Raw genomic sequence first — 21791 nt, 5'->3', positions numbered from 1 at the left:
GGGGCCCCAGGGGCCCTGTGAGCAGCCCAATACGGCTGCAGGGGAGCGGACAAAGCGTGGACTATTACATCAATATGTTTTCCCGGGAGCTGAAGCATGGCGGCCCCCATGTGCATCTGATTGCCTTTTTTATTTTTATTGCCATCGGGATTTTTATCCTCCACTGGGTGTTCCGGGGGCTCATTGAGGTGCTGACCCGGTTTACCCGGGTCAAGCGGGAAAGCTGGCGGACCACCTTCCGGTTCATGCCCACCCTTTTGGGGATTCTTACGGGCATTCAGCTGACCAAGGGCATCCTGAACCTGCCGCCCTTTGTAAAGAGCATGCTGGAGCGGCATTACCACAGCCTGGTGATTATCACAGTCACCTTTTTCTTTGCCCATCTGCTGTCCTCGTATCTCAAGAGCAAGCTGTCCAAAAGCGGCAACGAATCGGCCTCTACGTCCATTCTTACCACCATTGTGGACTTGGGCGTGTACATGGTGGGAATCATCTTTATCCTGGGCTCCTACGGCATTTCCATTTCGCCGCTGCTGACTGCACTGGGCGCCGGGAGCTTGGCTTCCGCCCTGGCCCTCCAGGATACCCTGGCTAACCTGTTTTCCGGGATTACTACCCTGCTGTCCAAGCAGGTCCACATGGGGGACTATATCCGCCTGGCCAGCGGGGAATCCGGCCGGGTCACGGACATGAACTGGCGCAACACCACCATCCGTACCAGCACCGGCAATACGGTGATTGTCCCCAATAAGAGCATCGCCTCGGCCACCCTGACCAACTACGAGCAGCCCCTGGCGGAATGCACCATTTTCATTCCCCTGACCATCACCTACGACAACGACCTGCAAAAGGTGGAGGACGTGTCCTTGGCCGTGGCCCGGGAAATTCTGGCCGGCAGCGAAAGCGGTGTCAAAGGCTTTCAGCCCTTGGTGCGCTACACCAATATGGGGGACTACGGCATTACCTTTAACGTGGTGCTGCGAATCCGCAACATCGTGGACGAAGCCGTCATCAAGCACGAATTCATCAAGAAAATCTATACGGTGTTCAAAAAAGAGAATATTCACCTGCTGGTCCGGAAGGACTAGCGGAAGCAGAAAGGATGCGGGACTAACCGTGTTTTTTTTTTGTTGCTGCGGAAAAGGCAGAAGACAATTTTAAATACAATATAAAACAGAAAGTATGTATCGTAAAAAGTAAACGTAAACATTGTAATAATTCAGAATACAAGAAAGAGGGATTGTGGTATAATAAAAGTAATAAAATGGCAGAAAAATATATTCTGTAATTGATATTTTTGTAAATGTGATGATATGGGGCAATCAAAAAGGTCAATGCGGTCTTAGGCTTTCCAAGGGGGTGGGAAGAATGAGAAGCAGAAAACAACTACATATGGCCGTACTGCTCACCATCCTTGGCTCCTTCCTGTGGGGACCGGGGAAAGTGCAGGCGGAAACGACCATTACCAGTGTGGGGGATTTAGCGACAACTTCAAAGGTTCAGGTGATGGGGAGTGAGGGGTATAGTGTATATGCCCCTGCACAGACGGATAACAAACTGACTATCAATATTGGTTCCTTTACGCCCGCGAACCCTGGGAAGACGGCTTTGTTCGGCTTTTATATGGATACAGAAGCAGAACCGGTAATCGGTAAGGACGTATCCATTACCAGCACCGGGACCTCGCAGCAGCTGGCATATGTTGCCGGGATGTACTCGGATGCTGGCACCATCGGTACCTACACAGAAGGCGGCACGACGCCCAGCAATACCGTTACCGTGACGGGCGGCAGTGCTTCTGAACTTGCTGCGGCCATGAGCAATAACGGCACGGTTACGAATAATCAACTCAATATAAGCGATGCCGCGCAATTTGATAAAGCCTATGGTGGCTACAGTCAAACTGGCAATGCCACATATAATGTGCTCCATATGAACGGTGTCAAAAAAGCCGGCTCTGCCTTAGAATTTAGCCTTTACGGCGGCAAGTCCAACAGCAATACCAGCGTCGTTTCCCATAATACCGTAGAAGTCTGGGACTCCACAGGCGGAGATATCTTTGGGGGCAGATCGGCAAACGACGGCAAGATAGACTACGGCTCCCGCTCGGATGCGAATACCGTGATTGTGCATAATAGCAATTTCAGGTATATCTATGGTGGCTATGAAGGCTACACGGCGGATGGAAATACGGTCCAAATAGAAGACAGCACTATTGACAATGTCCACACAGCTTATATTCAAGGCGGCACCAGCGCCAGCCAGAATCAGACAACCATCAAAAACAGTACCCTAAGCGGTGAAATCATTGGCGGTTGGGTCTATAGCTCCAATCATGGCAACGCCGAAGGCAGTAAGGCTGACGGGAATACCATTACGCTGACGGATGTGACACTGAATGAACCCAATTTGGGCATTGTCAGCGGCAAAAACGACATGTATGGCGAAGCCAATGGCAACACCGTCCATTTGACCAGCGGCACACTGACCAATTTTAAACAATTAAATGGCGGCTTTTCTTCCGGAACAGCTAACAATAACCATCTACTTATCGACCAGGGAGCCACAGTATCTAACGTGGCCTCCACAGTGATTAGCGGCCGCGGGGCTACGGAAGCCAAAGGAAATACCGTGAAAATCGATGGCACGCTGGGAGCACAGACCAATACCACTGCCGGCTCGGCAGAAGACCCTGGCAGCGTCGTTAGCGGCAATAGCCTTACTGTAGGCAAAACAGGGAGTGTAGGCTATGGCACTATCCTGGCAGCTGGCAGCACGGATGGAGCCAGAGCAACGGTCAACGAAAATACCGTGACTATCGAAGGCTATGTAGGTGAGGGCGCTCTGGTTGTGGGAGCCTGGAATTATGGAGGAGATAATATAGGTGATAAAAATACGGTGAACATATCCGGCACCTTGGACGCAGGCGTTCTCGTCTGTGGCTCTTCTGACTCTGTCTACGCCTATTATTATGGCCCCTTGAATAAAGAAGCTAATGAAAATACTATTAACCTGCAAAAAGGCGCCAACCTGGGCGTCGGCACCGTCTTTTACGGCGGCCAAGGCACCGTAGCCGATGGTAATACAGTGAACATCGAAGACGGCGTTACCTTTGCCGCAGGCACTTCTGATGGCGATGACATCGATATCGTGGCCGGCGTCGGCCGTACGGAAGCCAAGGATAATACCATCAATCTGCTAGGGACGGTTTCCGCCTCAGGCCTTCACCTCAGCGGCGGCCTCGTAAGCCAGGAATACGACAGCGGTACGTATATCGTCAATGGCGTGAACGGTACGAACAACACCCTCAACGTCTACACCTTAAATAACAACGTAAAAGAAATCACCGCTTTCCAAAACCTGAACTTCTACATTCCCAAGGAAGCGGTGAACGGCGATACCATGCTGACCATTAGCGGCGGAGAGGCTACGGACCTTACAGGGGACACCATCAAGGCCGGCGCCAGCGACGCCACCATTCTGAACGTAGGGGATAAGATTAACCTGCTGGTTAACGAGAAGGGTGTTACTACGGATGGTGATACCTCCTATGGCGTTCTTACTGATGCGGGTTTTGCCCAGGCTGGGGTGGAAGTGAAGAAGGATGGGGATAAAAAGATTATTGCCACCATTACCAAACTGCCGCCTAAGCCGGAACCGGAGCCTGAACCGGAACCCGAGCCAGAACCTGAGCCCGAACCCGAACCGGAACCAGAGCCGAAGCCTGAACCCAAACCGGATCCGGCGGCACAGCTGGCGGACGGAACCAAGACGTTGGTGGATGCCCATATGGGCGGCCTGGACCTGGTGAAAACCAGCGCCCAGTTTGCTGCTACCGCAGGGCTGGATGGGGCGTTGGCAGCCTCCATGGCCTCTGCCTACCAGAGCGGTCCCTACACCCCGGGCGGTGTGGGAGTCAAGGAAGCTCCCGAAGACCAGAAGGACTTTATGATCAATGCAGAAGCCCAGGCCAAGTTCACTCCGTACATTGTGGTGGGCGGGGAAGCCCTCCGCTACGACACCGGCTCCCAGGTGAAAACCCATGGGATGAACGGGAACCTGGGCCTGGTGCGCCGGCTCCAGGAAGAAACGTATATTGACACGGTGATGCTCTTTGGGGAATATGGCCGGGACAACTATACCACCTTTATGGACAGCGGCAGCCGGGGCGACGGGGACCACAGCTATTACGGCGGCGGGGTTCTCCTGCGCCGGGATAATACCAATGGGTTCTACTACGAAGGCAGCCTGCACGGAGGCTACGTGAAGGGCAGCTATTCCGGTATGGTGAACGGCAGCCGGGGTGCCTACAGCTCCGGTTCGGCCTACCTGGCCATGCACGGGGGCCTGGGCAAGATTTATACCCTGCCCCATGACTCCAACCTGGATGTATACGGCAAGCTATTCTGGACCCATACGGCCGGGGATTCGGTAACCCTGCACACCGTCAATGGCGACGCGTCCTACAACTTTGATGCCCTGAATTCCGTGGCCTCCCGACTGGGCGTACGCTACGGCTATGGTATTGCGCCCCACCAAAAACTGTACGTGGGCGCAGGCTGGGAATACGAATGGAATGCGGCAGGCGGCGCCACCTACGAGGCGGCCCGGCCTCTGCGGACCGAGAGCCCCAGCCGGAAAGGTTCTAGCGGCCTGTTGGAACTGGGGTGGAGCAAGGAAGCCACCCGGAAGGAGCCTTATGACCTGACAGTACGGGTTACGGGCTGGGCCGGAAGACAGAAGGGCTTTACCTTTAATACCCGGCTGAACTTCCACATCTGACGAACTTTTCGCCAGCTCCGGACAATTGCATACGGAGCGGGAACTGCAAGCAAATGCAGTTGCTCGTTTCTGCAAGGCAGGGCCCCCGCAGGGGAGTAGGCGGCGGTCAGGCTGAGCAGGAACTGGAACTATACAGCCGGTGAGCAGGAGAAGTCCTTTAGGGCGAATCTCTCCTGTACACCGGCTCTGTATGTAAAAGGGGGAATGTGGGAAAGAAAACAGCGGGCAGAAAGAAAAACACGAACGTTTACGAAAAAATGTCTCCCATAGTATGCTTTTTTATGGTAATATATGTCTAGTATGTTATGAACTGAACAAAACAAAGGAGAGAAATTAATGGAAGAACGACGTATCATCCATGTAGAGGAAAAACTACCTATCCTTGAAACCATCCCCCTGAGCCTGCAGCATTTGTTTGCCATGTTTGGCTCTACGGTTTTGGTGCCCTTCCTGCTGCACGTGGATCCGTCCACGGCCCTGTTTATGAACGGGGTAGGAACCCTGCTGTACCTGACTATCTGCAAATGGCGCCTGCCGGCGTACCTGGGGTCCAGCTTTGCGTTTATTTCCCCGGTGCTGGCGGTGTGTTCCACTGCGGGCATGAGCTACGGAGATGCCCAGGGCGGGTTCATTGCCTTTGGTTTGTGCTTTATCCTGATCGGCCTTTTGGTTCGGAAAATCGGTACGGACTGGATTGACGTGCTGTTCCCGCCGGCTGCCATGGGCTCCATTGTAGCCATCATCGGTCTGGAACTGGCGCCGCTGGCCATGAGCATGAGCGGTTTTGGCGACCCGGTGCAGGGAATGACCAACGCCCAGGCCATTACTATTTCCATGTTCACCCTGGTGGTAACGGTGCTGGCTACCATTTTGGGCCGGGGCTTTATCGGTATTATCCCTATTTTGATTGGCGTAGTGGCCGGCTATGTGCTCAGCTACGTGATGGGTGTGGTGAACTTCTCCGCAGTGGCTTCCGCTGCCTGGTTCTCTTTCCCCACCTTCTACCAGCCCCACTTTAACCTGAACGCCATTTTGATGATTCTGCCCGCCCTGTTTGTGGTACTGGCAGAACATCTGGGACACCTGTTCGTCACCAGCGACATTGTAGGCCGTGACCTGATTAAGGATCCGGGCCTGCACCGCTCCCTGATTGCCGATGGTATTTCCAACGTGCTGTCCGGGCTCCTGGGTTCCACCCCCCAACACTACCTACGGGGAAAACATGGGGGTTATGGCCATTACCGGCGTGTACAGCACCTGGGTTATCGGCGGCGCAGCCATCTTCGCCATCCTGTTTTCCTTCATTGGTAAGATTGCCGCTGTCATCCACGGCATTCCTACTCCGGTTATGGGCGGCGTCTGCATCCTGTTGTTTGGCTTTATTGCAGCCTCCGGCCTGCGTATGATGGTGGAACGGAAGGTGGACTTCACCAAATCCAAGAACCTGATTCTGACTGCTGTAACCATGGTTTCCGGCCTGAGCGGCGCTGCCGTTCACGTTGGTCCTGTGCAGCTCAAGGGCATGGGGCTTGCTACGGTGGTGGCTATTATTGCCAGCCTGTGCTTCCTGGTTTTTGAGAAACTGGGCTGGAGCCGTGAAGCGTAAGCAAGAGAATTGAAAGATTGTTGGAAGTATGATATATTGTTAAAACTAGAACAATGAGAAGGAGAATGGGTATGGAAAATTTACAGCATGAGGTTGTCCTGGTCGTTGACTTTGGCGCCCAATACAGCCAGCTGATTGCCAGACGGGTACGGGAATGCAATGTGTATTGCGAAATCATTCCTTATACGTACACCCTGGAACAAATCGAAGCAAAGAAACCGAAAGCCATTATTTTATCCGGCGGCCCCAACAGTGTATATGCCGAAAATACCCCTGCCGTTGACGCAGGCGTGTTCAAAATGGGGATTCCTGTTCTGGGTATCTGCTACGGCCATCAGTTCATGGCCAAGACCCTGGGCGGCGTAGTGACTCACGCAGGCAGCGGCGAATACGGGAAAACGGCCATCGTGCTGGATAACGAAACCCGTTTGTTCTCCGGACTGGAAAAGAACAATATCTGCTGGATGAGCCACCAGGACTATGTGGAAAAGGTGCCGGAAGGCTTTACCGTCATCGCCCATACCACCGAATGCCCGGTAGCTGCCATGATGAACGAGGACAAGAAACTGTACGGCGTGCAGCTCCACCCGGAAGTTATGCATACTCCCTTTGGCAAGCAAATGTTCAGCAACTTCCTGTTCAACATCTGCGACCTGAAAGGCGACTGGACCATGTCTTCCTTTGCCCAGACCCAGATTGCGGAAATCCGGGAAAAGGTAGGGGACAAGAACGTACTGTGCGCCATGAGCGGCGGCGTGGATTCCTCCGTAGCTGCTGTACTGGTCCACAAGGCTGTGGGCAAGCAGCTGACCTGCGTATTCGTAGACCACGGTCTGCTGCGCAAGGACGAAGGCGACCAGGTAGAACAAATCTTCAAGAGAGATTTCGACATGAACCTGATCCGGGTCAACGCCCAGGAACGGTTCCTGAGCAAGCTGAAAGGCGTCAGCGATCCGGAAACCAAACGGAAAATCATCGGCGAAGAATTCATTCGCGTATTTGAAGAAGAATCCAAGAAAATCGGCCACGTGGACTATCTGGTACAGGGCACCATTTATCCGGACGTAGTAGAATCCGGCGGTACCGGCACCTCTGCCACCATTAAGAGCCATCATAACGTAGGCGGCCTGCCCAAGGACATGAACCTGGGCCTGATTGAACCTCTGCGGGCACTGTTCAAGGACGAAGTGCGCGCCGTAGGCGAAGAACTGGGCATTCCTTCTGAACTGGTATGGCGCCAGCCCTTCCCGGGTCCTGGCCTGGCCATCCGGGTACTGGGTGAAGTGACCGAAGAAAAGCTGAAGATTGTACGGGAAGCCGATGCCATTTTCCGTGAGGAAATTGCCAACGCCGGTCTGGACCGTTCCATCTGGCAGTATTTTGCCTGCCTGCCCAATATCCGCAGCGTAGGGGTTATGGGTGACTTCCGGACCTACAGCAACACCATTGCCCTCCGTGCCGTAAACAGCACCGATGGCATGACCAGCGACTGGTCCCATATTCCGTACCATGTACTGGATCTGGTATCCCGCCGCATTGTCAACGAAGTACCGGGCGTAAACCGGGTGGTCTATGATATCACCAGCAAACCGCCTGCAACCATCGAGTGGGAATAAAACAAAACGTAAAACCTCTGCAAGGGCCTGAAAGGGCTTTTGCAGGGGTTTCTTTTTGGTTGAAATGGACGATAAATGTCCACTGGATGCGTACAGAGGGTGGGCTTCTATTTCCTAGAAATTTGCTCTAATAATGACACTCTAGGGCATGGTCAACCCCTGTTGTACATAATGTTATTTATAAAATTGCACTATTTCCGGAAAACGCTTATAATAACAATAGAGGATAGTAGAATTTTCAGCAATTTCTTTATACCTGTAGGGGAGCTTTCCTCTACAGTTTGGATAGAGGGGGGATTCTTATGAAAGGAAAAGAAAGAATCGTACAGGTTCTGCTGGCGCTTCTTTTGGCAGGTTTGCTGCCAGGCGGTCAAGTTCAGGCCGTCGGACCCTGCGTAAGAATGGGCCCCGTGTTCCCCCAAGCAGCCCTTAAATCTGAGGCTATGCCCGTTTTGGATATTGGCATTACCAAGGTGCCCCTGGAGGATGAGCTGCTGCCCGTTCCCATTATTACCCATACGAACAAGCTGAGCATTTGCGGCGGAGAGAAGTCCCCGGACGAGCCCAAGCCCCAGGTGCAGCCTATTAGCACCACGGCCAGCAGCAGTAACGACAGCGGCATCAATCTCAAGGGCGGGCATCCGTGGGTGGATTCCAATGCCAAAAGTAATGTGACGGCGAACACGCCTGCTTCCCCTGGGGAAGACTACAGCATTTACGCCAACAAGCAATGGATTCTCACCAGCGAAATCAAGCCCGACAAAGTAGAAAAGGGCGCTTTTGATGATGCGGAAGAAGTGATGAACCAGAAGCTCCACGGCCTTTTGCAGGATTCGTCCCTGACCGGGCACAATGCGGAGCTGGTCCAGGCTTTGTATCATAAATATTTGGACTGGGACGCCCGGAACAAACTGGGGGTGCAGCCCCTGAAACAGGAAATGGCAGCCATTCAGAACGTCAAGACCCTGGGCGAACTGTCCAAACTGCTCAGCAGCCGGGAAGGGCTGCTTTATCCCAACTACATTATCAGCTACGTCATGCCCCAATGGGAGGATACCTCTGTCTATGGGGTAGGGATTCAGGATGGGTTTGACACGCTGCTGGGCTTTACCACCGAGTTTACCGTGCGGACGGACGTGGGCCGGCGCCGGAATGAGGCCAACCAGCTGGCTTTTGGCAAGATGATGGAGCGGCTGGGGTATACCCAAAAGGACGCCGTTGCCATGTACAAGGATGCCCTGGAGCTGGAAGCTGAGCTGGCGGAATATGTCTATACCAGCGAGGACAAGCTTTCCCAGAACTTTATCGCCATGAACCGGAACCCCATGACCCCAGCTCAGGTGGAAGCCCTGGTGCCCAATTATCCGCTCCATGCGTATTTTGTCACCCGGAGAATGGATAAGGCCAAGGTCATCAATGTGGAGCATCCGGCGTATTTGAGAGGTTTTAACCAGCTGTATACGCAAAGAAACCTGAATCGGTTCAAAAATGATATGCTGGTGCGGCTGGTACTGAGCCGGCTGCAATCCCTGGACCGGGCAGCAGATGATGTAGGCTGGGAATTCAACAAGATGAACTTTGGCTTTGGCCGGCCTTCGGACGAACGGCTGGCCCTGCGGGAAGTGAAGCGGGATCTGCTGGAGCCCCTGGAACAGGTGTACCTGGCCAGCTATGCGTCGCCCCAAATGAAAGCGGATATTACGAATCTGTGCAAAAAGATTATTTCCTACTACCGGACCATGCTCCAGGAGGAAACCTGGTTGTCTGACGCAACCCGGCAGATGGCCCTGCGAAAGCTGGACCACATGGTAATCCACGCGGCTTACCCTAATAAGTTCTACGACTACGGGTCCCTGGACATTTCCCAGGATTCCTTCTGGGAGGCTCAGCGCAAGTGCAAGCTGTTTGCCCTGGAACGGGCCTTTGACCGGGTGGATACCAAGGTGGATCCGGATGACTGGAACCAGAACATCCTCCAGTGCAACGCTTCCTATTATCCTTTGGACAATTCCATCAACATCATGGTGGGTATCCTGAATCCGCCGTTCTATGTGCCGGGTATGGCGGACGAGGAGCTGTACGGGGGTATTGGCGCCGTAATTGGGCACGAAATCACCCACGCCTTTGATACCAACGGGGCCCAGTTTGATGAGAAGGGGAACCTGAGAAATTGGTGGACCAAGGTGGACTACGAAAAGTTCCAGGATCGGGCTAAGAGGGTACGGGAGTATTATGACAACATTGTGCCCTTTGACGGGATTCATCTGAACGGGGCTTTTATTCAGACGGAAGCCATTGCGGATATGACGGGACTGAAGGCTATGCTGTCCATTCTGGCCCAGAAACCCAATGCGGACTACGACCGGTTCTTCCGGGCCTACGCCAAAATCTGGGCCTATCTGGCCACGCCCCAGGCCATCAAGTACATCCTGTATCACGATGTGCACCCGCTGTCGTACCTGCGGATTAATGTGACCTTGCAGCAGTTCGATGAATTCTATCGGACGTATCACGTGAAGAAAGGCGATACCATGTACCTGGATCCGGAGGACCGGATTCTGGTGTGGTAGAAATGCTTTGCTTATCAGCTAAAGACCAGCCCGGGGAGCAGTGCTTCCCGGGCTGACTTGGTTGTGGGGAGAAGGGGAAACTTCCTTGGTTAAGCTCGTGACGCTTGAAGAAGGCATTCAAACCGCTATCGGTCAATCACCAGCTGGAATGTAGCATTAGCATCGGTAAGAAACAGAAACCTGTTGGATAGGAGCGGCCCCTACAAGCGTTGCGCTCATATCCAATAGTCCATCAGCTTTTTAAGGGACTATTGGTTAATATGAGCCATGTGATAGCATTCCAAGAAGCGAGCTCGGAGAGCGAAGCTGATTGGCATAATGCGAACCACTCAGGGGCTGGCATCCCGAAGGGATGACTGAGGAAGTTTAATCTTTTTACAGCCCCAAAGGAAGTTTCTTCACTTGTCTGCTTAACGGTTCGCCGTGCTCTGCGAGCAGCCGCGCACTGCCGTGCTTGCTCCTTGGAAGGCTATCACAGGGGCCAATTAAGAAGAATTGACACTATTCTTATTTTCGAAAGCTGAAAATGATAATCTGTGGCAGGCTGTCCGTGCTTGCGTACTCCTGTGCCGCCCATAAAAACAGTGGCAAGGCTGAAGGGATATGATATAATAGAGGCGGAGCAATGTGACTTTATTTTTTTCAGTGAAGGTGGGACGTAAAAAGTACCACGGGGGACAGATATGAAACCAATGAGCTTGGATCAAGTAATCAATCTACAAAACAAACTGGTTCCGGAAATGGTCCAGCTGCTGATTGAGCGCTACAAGGTACTGCGCCAGATCAGCCACGACCAGCCCGTAGGGCGGCGTACTTTGGCCAAGACCCTGGGAATCAGCGAACGGATCCTGCGCTCCCATGTGGATTTTCTCAAGGAGGCAGGTCTTTTGGACTTCTCCCTGACGGGGATGAGCATTACAGAAGAAGGCGCTGCCCTGCTGCAGGAATTGCAGGACTATGTGAACCGTCTGCAAAAATTGTCGTCCCTGGCCCAGCTCCTGGAAGAAAAGCTCCATTTGCAGAAAGCAGTGGTGATTCCAGGAGATGCAGACCTGGATCCGGTGGGCACCCGGGAAATTGGCCGGGTGGCAGCGGGCATCCTGCTGCGGCTGCTGGGGGACCACAAAGCCCATATTGTGGCGGTTACCGGGGGTACCACCATGGCGGCTCTTGCCGAAAACATCTACGGCAATGAACCCCATTGCACGGTAGTGCCTGCCCGGGGCGGACTGGGGGACAAAATGGAACTCCAGGCCAATACCATTGCCACGGTGCTGGCAGGCCGGTTGAAAACCAAGTACCTGCAGCTGTACGTTCCCGACAGCGTCAGTGAGGACGTGCTGGACAAGATTCTGGAAGAAGACGCAGGGGTGAAGCAGGTGGTGGAAACCATCAAAAGTGCTGACATCCTGGTCCATGGCATGGGACAAGCCCAGGTCATGGCCGAAAAGCGGGGCGTAGATCCCTGCATCATTGCCCGCCTGAAAGAGGAGGGGGCCGTAGGGGAAGCCCTGGGCCAATATTTTAGTTTGGATGGCAGGGTGGTCTATAGTACGGATACCCTGGGCCTGATGGTCAACGATCTGGAAAAGATTCATACGGTCATGGGCATTGCCGGGGGCCATTCCAAGGGACCGGCCATCCTTTCCGTGCTGCGCAGCGGCAAACAGGATATCCTGGTAACCGACGAGGCAGCAGCCCGGGAAATCATCAATTGTTTACAGATGGAAAACAATCATAAGCTGGATAACATTTAGGAGGAATGAAAAATGGTAAAAGTTGGTATTAACGGTTTTGGTCGTATTGGTCGCTGCGCTCTGCGCATTGCTGTAAAGAACCCGGAAGTAGAAGTGGTTGCAGTCAACGCCCGTTCTGGGATTGACACCTATGCCCATCTGCTGAAATACGATTCCGTCCATGGTACCTTTGATCTGGACGTACGGGTTGACGGCGACATCATGCACGTTGGCGACAAAGCCATCAAATTCACCCATTACACCGACCCCAAAGAAATTCCCTGGGGCGAACTGGGCGTAGATGTTGTACTGGAAACCACCGGCAAATTCAAGAGCCGTGAACAGGTACAACCCCATCTGGACAACGGCGCCAAGAAAGTCCTGATTGCCGCTCCGGCCAAAAACGAAGACATCACCATCGTACTGGGCGTTAACGAAGACCAATACGATCCGGCAAAACATAACATCATTTCCAATGCTTCCTGCACCACCAACTGCCTGGCTCCTTTCACCAAAGTACTGCTGGACAACTTCGGCATTGAAAACGGCATGATGACCACCGTTCACTCCTACACCAACGACCAGAAGATTCTGGACGCTGCCCATAAGGACCTGAGACGTGCCCGTGCCGGCGCCTGCTCCATCATTCCTACCACCACCGGCGCTGCCAAAGCCATCGCCCTGGTACTGCCTGAACTGAAAGGCAAACTGAACGGTATGGCCATCCGCGTCCCGACTCCGGACGTTTCCCTGACCGACCTGGTAGTGAACCTGAAGAAAGAAACCACCAAAGAAGAAATCAACGAAGCCATGAGAGTTGCTTCCGAAACCACCATGAAGGGCATTCTGGGCTACAACGAACTGCCCCTGGTTTCCAAAGACTACAGCGGCTGCCCGCTGAGCTCCATTGTTGACGGCCTGTCCACCATGATGGTTGGTCCCAAGACCGCCAAAGTAGTTTCCTGGTACGACAACGAATGGGGTTATTCCAACCGTTTGGTTGAACTGGCCATCTTCGTAGCCAAAAAAGGTCTGTAAGAGAAAGGCGGGTACAACCATCCATGGAAAAAAAGACGGTCAAAGATATTGATCTGAAAGGGAAAAAGGCACTGGTGCGGGTGGACTATAACGTCCCCATGAACGACCAGGGGGAGATTACGGATGTGATTCGTATCGAAGCTTCCCTGCCTACCCTGTACTACCTGCTGGACCAGGGCGCTGCAGTCATTCTGCTGGCGCATCTGGGACGGCCCAAAGGCAAGGTAAACCCCAAATACAGCCTGAAGCCTGTGGCAGAATGCCTGTCCAACATGATCCATCGGCCGGTGAAATTTGCCGAGGACTGCATTGGACCTGTTGCCCAAAAGGCTGCTGAAGTGCTGCAGCCCGGGGATATCCTGCTTTTGGAAAACCTGCGCTTCCATCCGGAAGAAGAAAAAGATGATCTGGACTTTGCCCAGGAACTGGCTTCCCTGGGGGATGTGTACGTCAACGACGGCTTTGGCGTATCCCACCGGGCCCACGCTTCCGTAGAAGGCATCACCCATTATCTGCCGGCTGTAGCTGGCTTCCTGCTGGAAAAGGAAATTGCCTACCTGGGCAACGCTGTGGATAAACCCCAGCGTCCCTTTGCTGCCATCATCGGCGGCGCCAAGGTAGCCGACAAAATCGGGGTTATCCGCAGCCTGATCAAAAAGGCTGACGTAATCCTCATTGGCGGCGGCATGGCCAACACCTTCCTGGCTGCCCAAGGCTATAACCTGGGCAAATCCCTGGTGGAAAAAGAAAGCCTGGGTATTGCCAAGGACCTTTTGGCCGAAGCAGCAGCCCAAAACACCAAAATGCTCCTGCCGGTGGACCTGATTATGGCCGAGAAATTTGACAATAACGCAGAACACGAAGCAGAAGACCTGGATAAACTGAATCCGGAATACATGGCCCTGGATATCGGCCCCAAAACGGCTGAGCTGTACGCCAAGACCCTGGCCGGCATGAAGACCATTGTGTGGAACGGTCCTATGGGCGTATTCGAAATGCCCAACTACGCGGAAGGCACCCGCCGGGTGGCCGAAGCTATGGCTGCTTCCGAAGGGATTACCATTGTAGGCGGCGGCGATAGTGCTGCAGCCGTAAAACAAATGGGCCTGGACGACAAGATGAGCCACGTTTCCACGGGCGGCGGTGCTTCCCTGGAATACCTGGAAGGCAAGGTCCTGCCGGGCCTGGCTTCCCTGGATGACCTGAGAACCCCCATTGTGGCTGGCAACTGGAAATGCAACAAGACCGTGGACGAAGCCCTGCAACTGGCACACGAAGTGCTCCACAGCACGGAAGAAGCCAGATGTGAAGTGGTGCTGTTCCCGCCCTTTACGGCGCTGGAATCCGTAGCCGCAGTAGTGGACGACGCAGGCCTGGGCTACGGCGCCCAAGACCTGTTCTACGAAGACGAAGGTGCCTACACCGGTGCCGTTTCCGGCAAGATGATTGCCGAAATCGGTTCCCAGTACGTTATCGTAGGCCATTCCGAACGGAGAAAATTCTTCGGGGAAACCAACGACCTGATTGTGAAAAAAGTGCTGGCTGCCTATCGCAACGACCTGGATCCCATCCTGTGCGTAGGGGAAGACGCTGACGAACACGAAAAAGGCTCCACCAAGGACAAGATTTTGTCCCAGCTGCTGCCCGTGCTCCAGGTACTCACCGACGAACAGGCCAAGCGCCTGCTGGTTGCCTACGAACCGGTTTGGGCCATTGGCACCGGCAAGAGCGCCGAAGTGCGTGATGCCGTAGCGGCTGCCGAACTGATCCGCAGCGAAGTGGCCAAGAAGTTTGGCAAGGACGTAGCCCGCTACACCCGTATTCTGTACGGCGGCAGCGTGACCAGCGAAAATGCCCATGCCTTCCATGAAGACGGCATCGATGGGGTTCTGGTAGGCGGCGCCAGCCTGTCTGCCAAAGACTTCTCCGCCATTGCCAACACGTTTTGAGGCGGCTTATGAGTAGTAAACTTGCTGTACTGATGATTCTGGACGGGTGGGGCATTGCTCCGCCCGGTCCAACCAATGCGGCTTTCTGTGCCCGGACGCCCCATTTGGATTTTTATTTCAACCGGTATCCCCATAGTGAGCTTCTGTGCTCCGGGGAAGCGGTGGGGCTCCCTGACGGCCAGATGGGCAACTCCGAAGTGGGCCATCTGAGTATCGGCTCCGGCCGGATTGTGTACCAGAGCCTGACCCGGATTACCCGGGCGGTGAAAGACGGCTCCCTGGAAAAGAACCCGGTGCTGCTCCAGGCTATGGAGCAGGCCAAGGCACCTGGGAAGACCCTGCATCTCATGGGGCTCCTCAGTGACGGCGGTGTCCACAGCCATATTGACCACCTGCTGGGACTTTTGACCATGGCCAAAAAGCAGGGAGTGGAGCAGGTATGCATCCACGCTTTCCTGGACGGCCGGGATACGCCGCCCCAAAGTGCTGGGGTGTACCTGGAACAACTGGAAAAAGCCTGCCAGGAACTGGGTCTGGGCCGTATTGCCACCGTTTCCGGTCGGTACTACGCCATGGACCGGGATAAACGCTGGGAACGGGTGGAAAAGGTGTACGCTGCTATGACGGGAACGGAAGCTCCCAGCTATGACAGTGCCGCCGCAGGTCTCAAGGCTTCCTACGAAGCCGGCAAGACCGATGAATTTGTGGTGCCCTTCCAGGTGAAGGGAGCCTTTGCTCCGGTGAAAGCCGGGGACAGCGTGATTTTCTTCAACTTCCGCCCGGACCGGGCCCGGGAACTGACCCATGCCTTTACAGATGCGGACTTTACGGCCTTTGCCCGGCCTCAGGAAGCCTATCCGGTGCATTTTGTCTGTATGACGGAATACGAAAAGGGCATTGCTGCGCCGGTGGCTTTCCCGCCGGAAGAAATCAACGATACCCTGGCAGAAACCGTTTCCAAGGCGGGCCTGAAGCAGCTGCACATAGCCGAAACCGAGAAGTACGCCCACGTGACCTTCTTCTTTAACGGCGGCCGGGAACAGCCCTTCGCTGGCGAAGACCGGATTCTCGTGCCCTCTCCCAAGGTGGCAACCTACGATTTGCAGCCGGAAATGAGTGCCTATCTGGTTACGGAAAAGCTCAAGGAAGCCCTGGAAAGCGAAAAGTACCAGCTGGTGATTTTGAACTTTGCCAACCCGGATATGGTGGGCCATACCGGCTCCTTTAAGGCTGCGGTAGCCGCAGTGGAAGCCGTGGACGAATGTGTAGGCGGTCTGGTAGAAGAAATCCTGCGCCAGCACGGCACAGTGTGCATTACGGCTGACCATGGCAACGTGGAAGAAATGGAAGACCCCATTACCCACGCCCCCATGACGGCCCATACCACCAACCCGGTGCCCTTCCTGGTAGTGGGACAAGGCCCCGAGGTGAAGGTGGAAAACGGCGGGCTGGCGGATATTGCGCCCACCCTGCTGGATATTTTAGGTTTGGACAAACCGGCAGCAATGACCGGCCACAGTTTGTTAGTACATAAATAGAGGTGGAAAATATGCCAATTATTGAAAATGTATGCGCAAGAGAAATCCTGGACTCCCGGGGCAATCCTACGGTTGAAGTAGACGTACTGCTGGACGACGGTACGGTGGGCCGCGCTGCGGTTCCTTCCGGCGCTTCTACCGGCGTGCACGAAGCTGTAGAACTGCGGGATGGAGATGCCAAACGCTTCGGCGGCAAAGGCGTCAACAAGGCTGTGGAAAACGTCAATGAGACCATTGCCGATGCCTTGATTGGCCTGGATCCTACCCGTCAGGTAGAAATCGACGAAATGCTGATCCGGCTGGACGGCACCCCCAACAAGGGCCGTCTGGGTGCCAACGCCATCCTGGGCGCTTCCCTGGCTGTGGCCAAGGCTGCTGCCGAGTCCCTGGGTCTACCTCTGTACCAATACCTGGGCGGCGTTAACGCCAAGGAACTGCCGGTGCCCATGATGAACATCCTGAACGGCGGTGCCCATGCAGACAACAACGTGGACATCCAGGAATTTATGGTTATGCCCGTTGGCGCTGACAGCTTCGCAGAAGCCCTGCGCATCAACGCGGAAATTTACCAAGCCCTGAAGAAAGTGCTGAAGGGCCGGGGCCTGGCTACCGCTGTAGGCGACGAAGGCGGCTTTGCTCCTAACCTGGAATCCAACGAAGAAGCCTTGCAGGTCATTGTAGAAGCCATTGAAAAGGCTGGCTACAAACCCGGTGAAGAAGTGATGCTGGCCATCGATACCGCTGCCAGCGAACTGTACACCGATGGCAAATACGACCTGAAGGGCGAAGGCGTGGTAAAGACCTCTGCCGAAATGGTGGACTGGTACGCCGACCTGGCTGACCGGTATCCCATTATCTCCATCGAAGATGGTCTGGCAGAAGACGATTGGGACGGTTGGAAGCTGCTCACCGACAAGCTGGGCAAGAAGGTCCAGATTGTGGGCGACGACCTGTTCGTGACCAACGTAGAACGGTTGGCCAAAGGCATCGAACTGGGCGTAGCCAATGCCATTCTGATCAAATTGAACCAGATTGGTACCCTGACCGAAACCCTGTCTGCCATTGAAATGGCCAAACGGGCTGGCTACACCGCCATCGTTTCCCACAGAAGCGGTGAAACGGAAGACACCACCATTGCTGACGTGGTAGTAGGCGTCAACGCCGGCCAAATCAAATCCGGTGCACCCTGCCGGACCGACCGGGTGGCCAAGTACAACCAGCTGCTGCGGATCGAAGAAGATCTGGGTGCTGCTGCCCAATACAACGGCCTGAAGGTATTCTACAATTTGAAGAAATAATCCTTCGGGATAGAAAAATCCCCTGCTTTGGAAAGTTCCAAGGCAGGGGATTTTTACGTTCTAGTTACAGGGTGTAGCGTTTGCACAGACCGGCCAGGTGCAGGTTCATGCCTTCGGTGGGCAGGCTGGCGTATTCCAGGACCAGCCGGGCCTGGGGAGCGAACTTCTTCACGCCGCTAAAGAAGCCGGGCCAGCTGATGGTGCCGGAGCCCACAGGCAGGTGCTGGTCGCCCTGGCCATCGTTGTCGTGGACGTGGCAGCCCAAGAGCCGGGGGCCAAACTCCCGCAGCACCTCCGTCAGGTTCCAGCCGTTGACATGGGCGTGGCCCGTGTCCAGCAGGAAGAAGGCTTCCGGGAAAATTTCCTTTAGGGCGGAGAAGTGTTCCCAGTCAAACAGTACGTTGTTATAGGGCCGCAGGCCTACGTTCTCGATGACCAGGGGAATCCCCGCTTCCTCGCTGATTTTCAGCAGGGTGGACAGCTTCCGCCAAACCCGGAGCCGCAGGGTTTCCAGGGTTTCTTCCTGGGGCAGGGCCTCGTTGGTGTGGATCACCACAAACTCCGCCTGGATTTTGGCAGCGTAGCGGAAGGTGTCCAGAAACACGTTCAGGTAATGGGTTTCGTCCGGGGCCGCCAGATTCACCTGGACGCAGGGGCCGTGGACGCTGATGCCGTTATGGCGCTGGTCGGTCATTTGGGGCAGCACCGCATCCCAGTAGGCCGGGGTGCCAAACTCGTAGAAGAATTCCAGCCCGTAGGCCTTGTCCAATTTACAGAAGTCGTGGAAGCGGAAGCCGGCGTAGGCCAGGTCGCTGACGGACAGTTTCATAGTAGAACCTCGCTTTCTGCATCAAAGAAACAGGTATCTTCCCAGGCAAAGCTGATGCCGGGGGCATTTTCCGGCATGGGGGCGGCGGTGCTTAGCCGCAGGTCCGTACCGTCCGGCAGGGTCAGATACGTAATCCAGTGGCTGCCCAGGTTTTCGGCGTAGCTGCGGACGGCGGGGAGCATGGCGTCCGGGGCAAAATGGCATTTTTCCGGTCGGATGCCCAGGATAATTTCGTCCCGGGCGTGGAGCTTCTCCGCATAGGGGGCCGGTACCTGGAGCCGGTGCTTGCCCCAGATCAGCACATCGGTGCTGACCTTGGCCCGAATCAGGTTCATGGCCGGGGTGCCGATGAACTGGGCCACAAAGGTGTTGGCCGGCCGGTGGTACACGTCCTCTGGAGTGCCAATCTGCTGCAAGATGCCCTGGTTGATAATGGCAATCCGCTGGGCCACGGTCATGGCTTCCACCTGGTCATGGGTTACGTAGATCATGGTGGGGTGGTAGATTTCGTGGAGCTTTACCAGCTGGGTCCGGGCCTGCTGCCGGAGCTTGGCGTCCAGGTTGGACAGGGGTTCATCCAAGAGAAAGTAGGGGGACTGCTTTACCAGGGCCCGGCACAGGGCCACCCGCTGCTTCTGGCCCCCGGACAGCTCCTTGGGGTAACGCTGGGTCAGGCCCTCCAGGTCCAGCAGCTCGATAACCTGCTGGGTGCGGTTTCGGATTTCTTCTTCCGGCAGCTTTTGCAGGTGCAGGCCAAAGGTGATGTTGTCCCACACGGTCATGTGGGGGAACAGGGCGTAGCTCTGGAACACCATGGCAATATTCCGCTTGCCGGGGGCCACGTCGTTGACCCGCTGGTCGCCCATATAAAGGTCACCGCTGGTAATGGATTCCAGACCGGCAATCATGCGCAGGGTAGTGGTTTTGCCGCAGCCGGAGGGGCCCAAAAGAATCAGCCGCTCCCCCTGGCGGATGGACAGGTTCAGGTCCCGGACCACCTGGACTTTCCCGTAGACTTTGGATACGTGCTTAAAGGTCAAACTGTATTGGGGCTCAGACATGGAGTACCTTCCTTTCAGCCCTTCATGCCGGACTGCATGAAGGTATTGAGAATAAATTTTTGGCAGAACAGATACAGGATCAGGGGCGGCACGCTGGTCAGCATGGCTACGGCCATGGCGATGCCCCATTCACTGCCCCCTTCGGCGCTGATGAACATCTGGAGGGCCAGGGGCAGGGTGTAGTTGTCCCGGTCCTGGAGAATCTAGAGGGGCCAGAAGTATTCGTTCCAGGAGTTGATGAAGAAGAAAATCCCAATGGCCAGGGCGGAGGGCTTTACCAGGGGGAAGACAATCTTCCGCAAAATGGTCAGGGCCCCGGCGTTTTCCAGCACCGCCGCTTCCAACAGTGCCTTGGGAATGCCCCGCATGGTCTGGCGCAGGAGGAAAATCCCCATGCCGTCTGCCAGGCTGGGCAGAATGACGCCCCAGGGGGTATTTAACAGCCCCAGCTGGCTCATGAGCAGGTAGTTGGGCATAATCAGCACGGTGGTGGGAATGAAAAAGGTCAGCAGCATGGCATTAAACAGGGTTTCCCGGCCCTTAAAGTCGTAGTACACAAAGACAAAGGACGCCAGGGTACTGGTTACCAACTTGCCCACGGTGACGATGCAGGCAATGAAGAAGGTGTTTCCCAGGAAAATGAAGAAGGGAAAACGGTCCAGCACCACCTCGTAGTTGTCCCAGGTGGGGGGCCAGGCAAAGGGGTTCAGGGATGCTGCAAAAATCTGGTTCATGCTTTTAAAGGACGTGGTAAACATGAACAGCAGGGGGTACAGGGTCAGCAGTACGGCAAAAAGCAGCAGCAGGTTCCAAAGGGGGCTTGTACCCGCAGATGGTTTTTTCATGGCAGCCTCCTTTTAGTTTTCGTAGTGGACACGTTTGTCCAGGAACCGGGTCTTCAGCGCCAGGAAAATCAAATACACTGCCATACACAGCATGGCAAAGGCTGCGGATTTGCCTGTCTGGAAAAACACCAGGGCGTATTGGTAAACGATATAGACAATATTGGAACTTCCCTGGTCCGGACCGCCCTGGGTCAGCATATTCACCGGCACCAGCATATACTGGAGCCCAAAGATAATGGTAATGGTGAACACGTAGAGGGCGGTGGGGGAGGTCATGGGAACGATAATCTTCCGGAAGATGGTCCAGTTGGAAGCATCTTCCAGCCGGGCGGCTTCAATCAGCTCCCGGGGTACGGCCACCATGGCGGCCAAAAGGACAATCAGGTTGTAGCCAAAGGCCTTCCAGCCGATGATGGTGGCAATGGCAAAAATTACCAGGCCGTCTTCCTTGAACCAGCGGGGGGATTCTACGCCAAAGTAGTGGAGAATCAGGGACACCGGGCCGGCCAGGGGATTGTACATCCACAGGAAGATAATGCTGGCTACAGCCAGGGAAATGGTGCTGGGCAGGAACAGGGCGGAGCGGTAGAAGGTCTTTAACTTTTCGTTCTGCACCAGGTAGGCCAGGACGAAGGAAAAAACATAGGGCAGCAGGAAGTTGAAAATCAGGAGGAAGCCGGCCAGGGTAAAGGTATTGCCCAAAATCTTGGCAAATTCCGTGCTGGCAAAAATCTCCTGGTAGTTTTGCCCACCTACATATTTCATATCGGGACTGATCATATTCCACTGGAAGAAGCTCAGGTACGCATTCTGCACCAGGGGCTTGTAGTAGAACAGCCCGAAAATCACCAGGGCTGGCAGCATAAACAGCAGCGCCCGGCCCAGCTGGCTTTTGGAGGATTTTACCGGAGTGTTCATAGGAA

At 54.7% G+C, this 21791-nt stretch carries 12 protein-coding genes and 2 pseudogenes; 10 read left to right on the top strand and 4 right to left on the bottom strand.

Annotated elements, in window-relative coordinates; all coding sequences use genetic code 11:
* Positions 1 to 56 precede the first annotated feature (56 nt).
* From DW089_RS05760 to eno, 10 genes and pseudogenes are all read left to right on the top strand, one after another.
* A complete protein-coding gene (locus DW089_RS05760; RefSeq protein WP_231086586.1) occupies positions 57 to 1088 on the top strand; it encodes a mechanosensitive ion channel family protein in 1032 nt (343 codons plus the stop codon).
* Positions 1089 to 1368: 280 nt separating this feature from the next.
* On the top strand, positions 1369 to 4782 hold the full coding sequence (locus DW089_RS11455; protein WP_199614619.1) for a hypothetical protein: 3414 nt from the start codon (positions 1369 to 1371) through the stop codon (positions 4780 to 4782).
* A 336-nt stretch (positions 4783 to 5118) separates the two neighbouring features.
* Positions 5119 to 6388, top strand: a pseudogene (uraA, locus tag DW089_RS05750) (uracil permease).
* A 71-nt stretch (positions 6389 to 6459) separates the two neighbouring features.
* On the top strand, positions 6460 to 8004 hold the full coding sequence (guaA, locus tag DW089_RS05745; protein ID WP_105327340.1) for a glutamine-hydrolyzing GMP synthase: 1545 nt from the start codon (positions 6460 to 6462) through the stop codon (positions 8002 to 8004).
* A gap of 302 nt (positions 8005 to 8306) precedes the next feature.
* Entirely contained in the window at positions 8307 to 10574 is a 2268-nt protein-coding gene (locus DW089_RS05740) for a M13 family metallopeptidase (RefSeq protein ID WP_118286921.1), read from the top strand.
* Positions 10575 to 11257: 683 nt separating this feature from the next.
* Positions 11258 to 12331 (top strand): sugar-binding transcriptional regulator, encoded by a 1074-nt coding sequence (locus DW089_RS05735; RefSeq protein WP_105327343.1) that lies wholly within the window; start codon positions 11258 to 11260, stop codon positions 12329 to 12331.
* Between the two features lie 12 nt (positions 12332 to 12343).
* Positions 12344 to 13348, top strand: a complete 1005-nt coding sequence (gene gap, locus DW089_RS05730; RefSeq protein ID WP_105327344.1) for a type I glyceraldehyde-3-phosphate dehydrogenase — start codon at positions 12344 to 12346, stop codon at positions 13346 to 13348.
* Positions 13349 to 13371: 23 nt separating this feature from the next.
* The gene (gene tpiA, locus DW089_RS05725; RefSeq protein ID WP_105327345.1) at positions 13372 to 15297 is read left to right on the top strand and encodes a triose-phosphate isomerase; all 1926 of its coding nucleotides are present in this window, start codon (positions 13372 to 13374) and stop codon (positions 15295 to 15297) included.
* 8 nt (positions 15298 to 15305) lie between these two features.
* Positions 15306 to 16835 (top strand): 2,3-bisphosphoglycerate-independent phosphoglycerate mutase, encoded by a 1530-nt coding sequence (gene gpmI / locus DW089_RS05720; RefSeq protein ID WP_105327346.1) that lies wholly within the window; start codon positions 15306 to 15308, stop codon positions 16833 to 16835.
* 11 nt (positions 16836 to 16846) lie between these two features.
* Complete coding sequence (gene eno, locus DW089_RS05715; protein ID WP_105327347.1) at positions 16847 to 18133, top strand: phosphopyruvate hydratase; 1287 nt, start codon at positions 16847 to 16849, stop codon at positions 18131 to 18133.
* A gap of 64 nt (positions 18134 to 18197) precedes the next feature.
* Here the strand turns inward: eno and DW089_RS05710 are convergent, their stop codons facing one another.
* The 4 genes and pseudogenes from DW089_RS05710 to DW089_RS05695 all read right to left on the bottom strand — a co-directional run bounded on the left by DW089_RS05710 (position 18198) and on the right by DW089_RS05695 (position 21786).
* The gene (locus tag DW089_RS05710; protein WP_105327348.1) at positions 18198 to 18962 is read right to left on the bottom strand and encodes a sugar phosphate isomerase/epimerase; all 765 of its coding nucleotides are present in this window, start codon (positions 18960 to 18962) and stop codon (positions 18198 to 18200) included.
* Positions 18959 to 20023 (bottom strand): ABC transporter ATP-binding protein, encoded by a 1065-nt coding sequence (locus DW089_RS05705; RefSeq protein ID WP_105327349.1) that lies wholly within the window; start codon positions 20021 to 20023, stop codon positions 18959 to 18961. Before DW089_RS05705 ends, DW089_RS05710 begins: the two co-directional genes overlap by 4 nt.
* A 14-nt stretch (positions 20024 to 20037) precedes the next feature.
* A pseudogene (locus DW089_RS05700) lies at positions 20038 to 20868 on the bottom strand (carbohydrate ABC transporter permease).
* A 12-nt stretch (positions 20869 to 20880) separates the two neighbouring features.
* Positions 20881 to 21786, bottom strand: coding sequence for a carbohydrate ABC transporter permease (locus tag DW089_RS05695; RefSeq protein ID WP_105327351.1), 906 nt, complete (start codon positions 21784 to 21786; stop codon positions 20881 to 20883).
* Positions 21787 to 21791: the final 5 nt, after the last annotated feature.

It is taken from the genome of Acidaminococcus sp. AM05-11 (assembly GCF_003472805.1).
Taxonomy (GTDB): Bacteria; Bacillota; Negativicutes; order Acidaminococcales; family Acidaminococcaceae; genus Acidaminococcus; species Acidaminococcus hominis.
This window is presented reverse-complemented; position numbering and strand designations above follow the sequence as displayed.

What these genes read in the sequence shown, in the direction of transcription:
- DW089_RS05695 (WP_105327351.1), bottom strand. Translation starts at nt 21,786, where the DNA reads ATGAACACTCCGGTAAAATCCTCCAAAAGCCAGCTGGGCCGGGCGCTG.
- tpiA (WP_105327345.1), top strand. Translation starts at nt 13,372, where the DNA reads ATGGAAAAAAAGACGGTCAAAGATATTGATCTGAAAGGGAAAAAGGCA.
- guaA (WP_105327340.1), top strand. Translation starts at nt 6,460, where the DNA reads ATGGAAAATTTACAGCATGAGGTTGTCCTGGTCGTTGACTTTGGCGCC.
- eno (WP_105327347.1), top strand. Translation starts at nt 16,847, where the DNA reads ATGCCAATTATTGAAAATGTATGCGCAAGAGAAATCCTGGACTCCCGG.
- DW089_RS05740 (WP_118286921.1), top strand. Translation starts at nt 8,307, where the DNA reads ATGAAAGGAAAAGAAAGAATCGTACAGGTTCTGCTGGCGCTTCTTTTG.
- gpmI (WP_105327346.1), top strand. Translation starts at nt 15,306, where the DNA reads ATGAGTAGTAAACTTGCTGTACTGATGATTCTGGACGGGTGGGGCATT.
- DW089_RS05735 (WP_105327343.1), top strand. Translation starts at nt 11,258, where the DNA reads ATGAAACCAATGAGCTTGGATCAAGTAATCAATCTACAAAACAAACTG.
- DW089_RS05705 (WP_105327349.1), bottom strand. Translation starts at nt 20,023, where the DNA reads ATGTCTGAGCCCCAATACAGTTTGACCTTTAAGCACGTATCCAAAGTC.
- DW089_RS11455 (WP_199614619.1), top strand. Translation starts at nt 1,369, where the DNA reads ATGAGAAGCAGAAAACAACTACATATGGCCGTACTGCTCACCATCCTT.
- gap (WP_105327344.1), top strand. Translation starts at nt 12,344, where the DNA reads ATGGTAAAAGTTGGTATTAACGGTTTTGGTCGTATTGGTCGCTGCGCT.
- DW089_RS05710 (WP_105327348.1), bottom strand. Translation starts at nt 18,962, where the DNA reads ATGAAACTGTCCGTCAGCGACCTGGCCTACGCCGGCTTCCGCTTCCAC.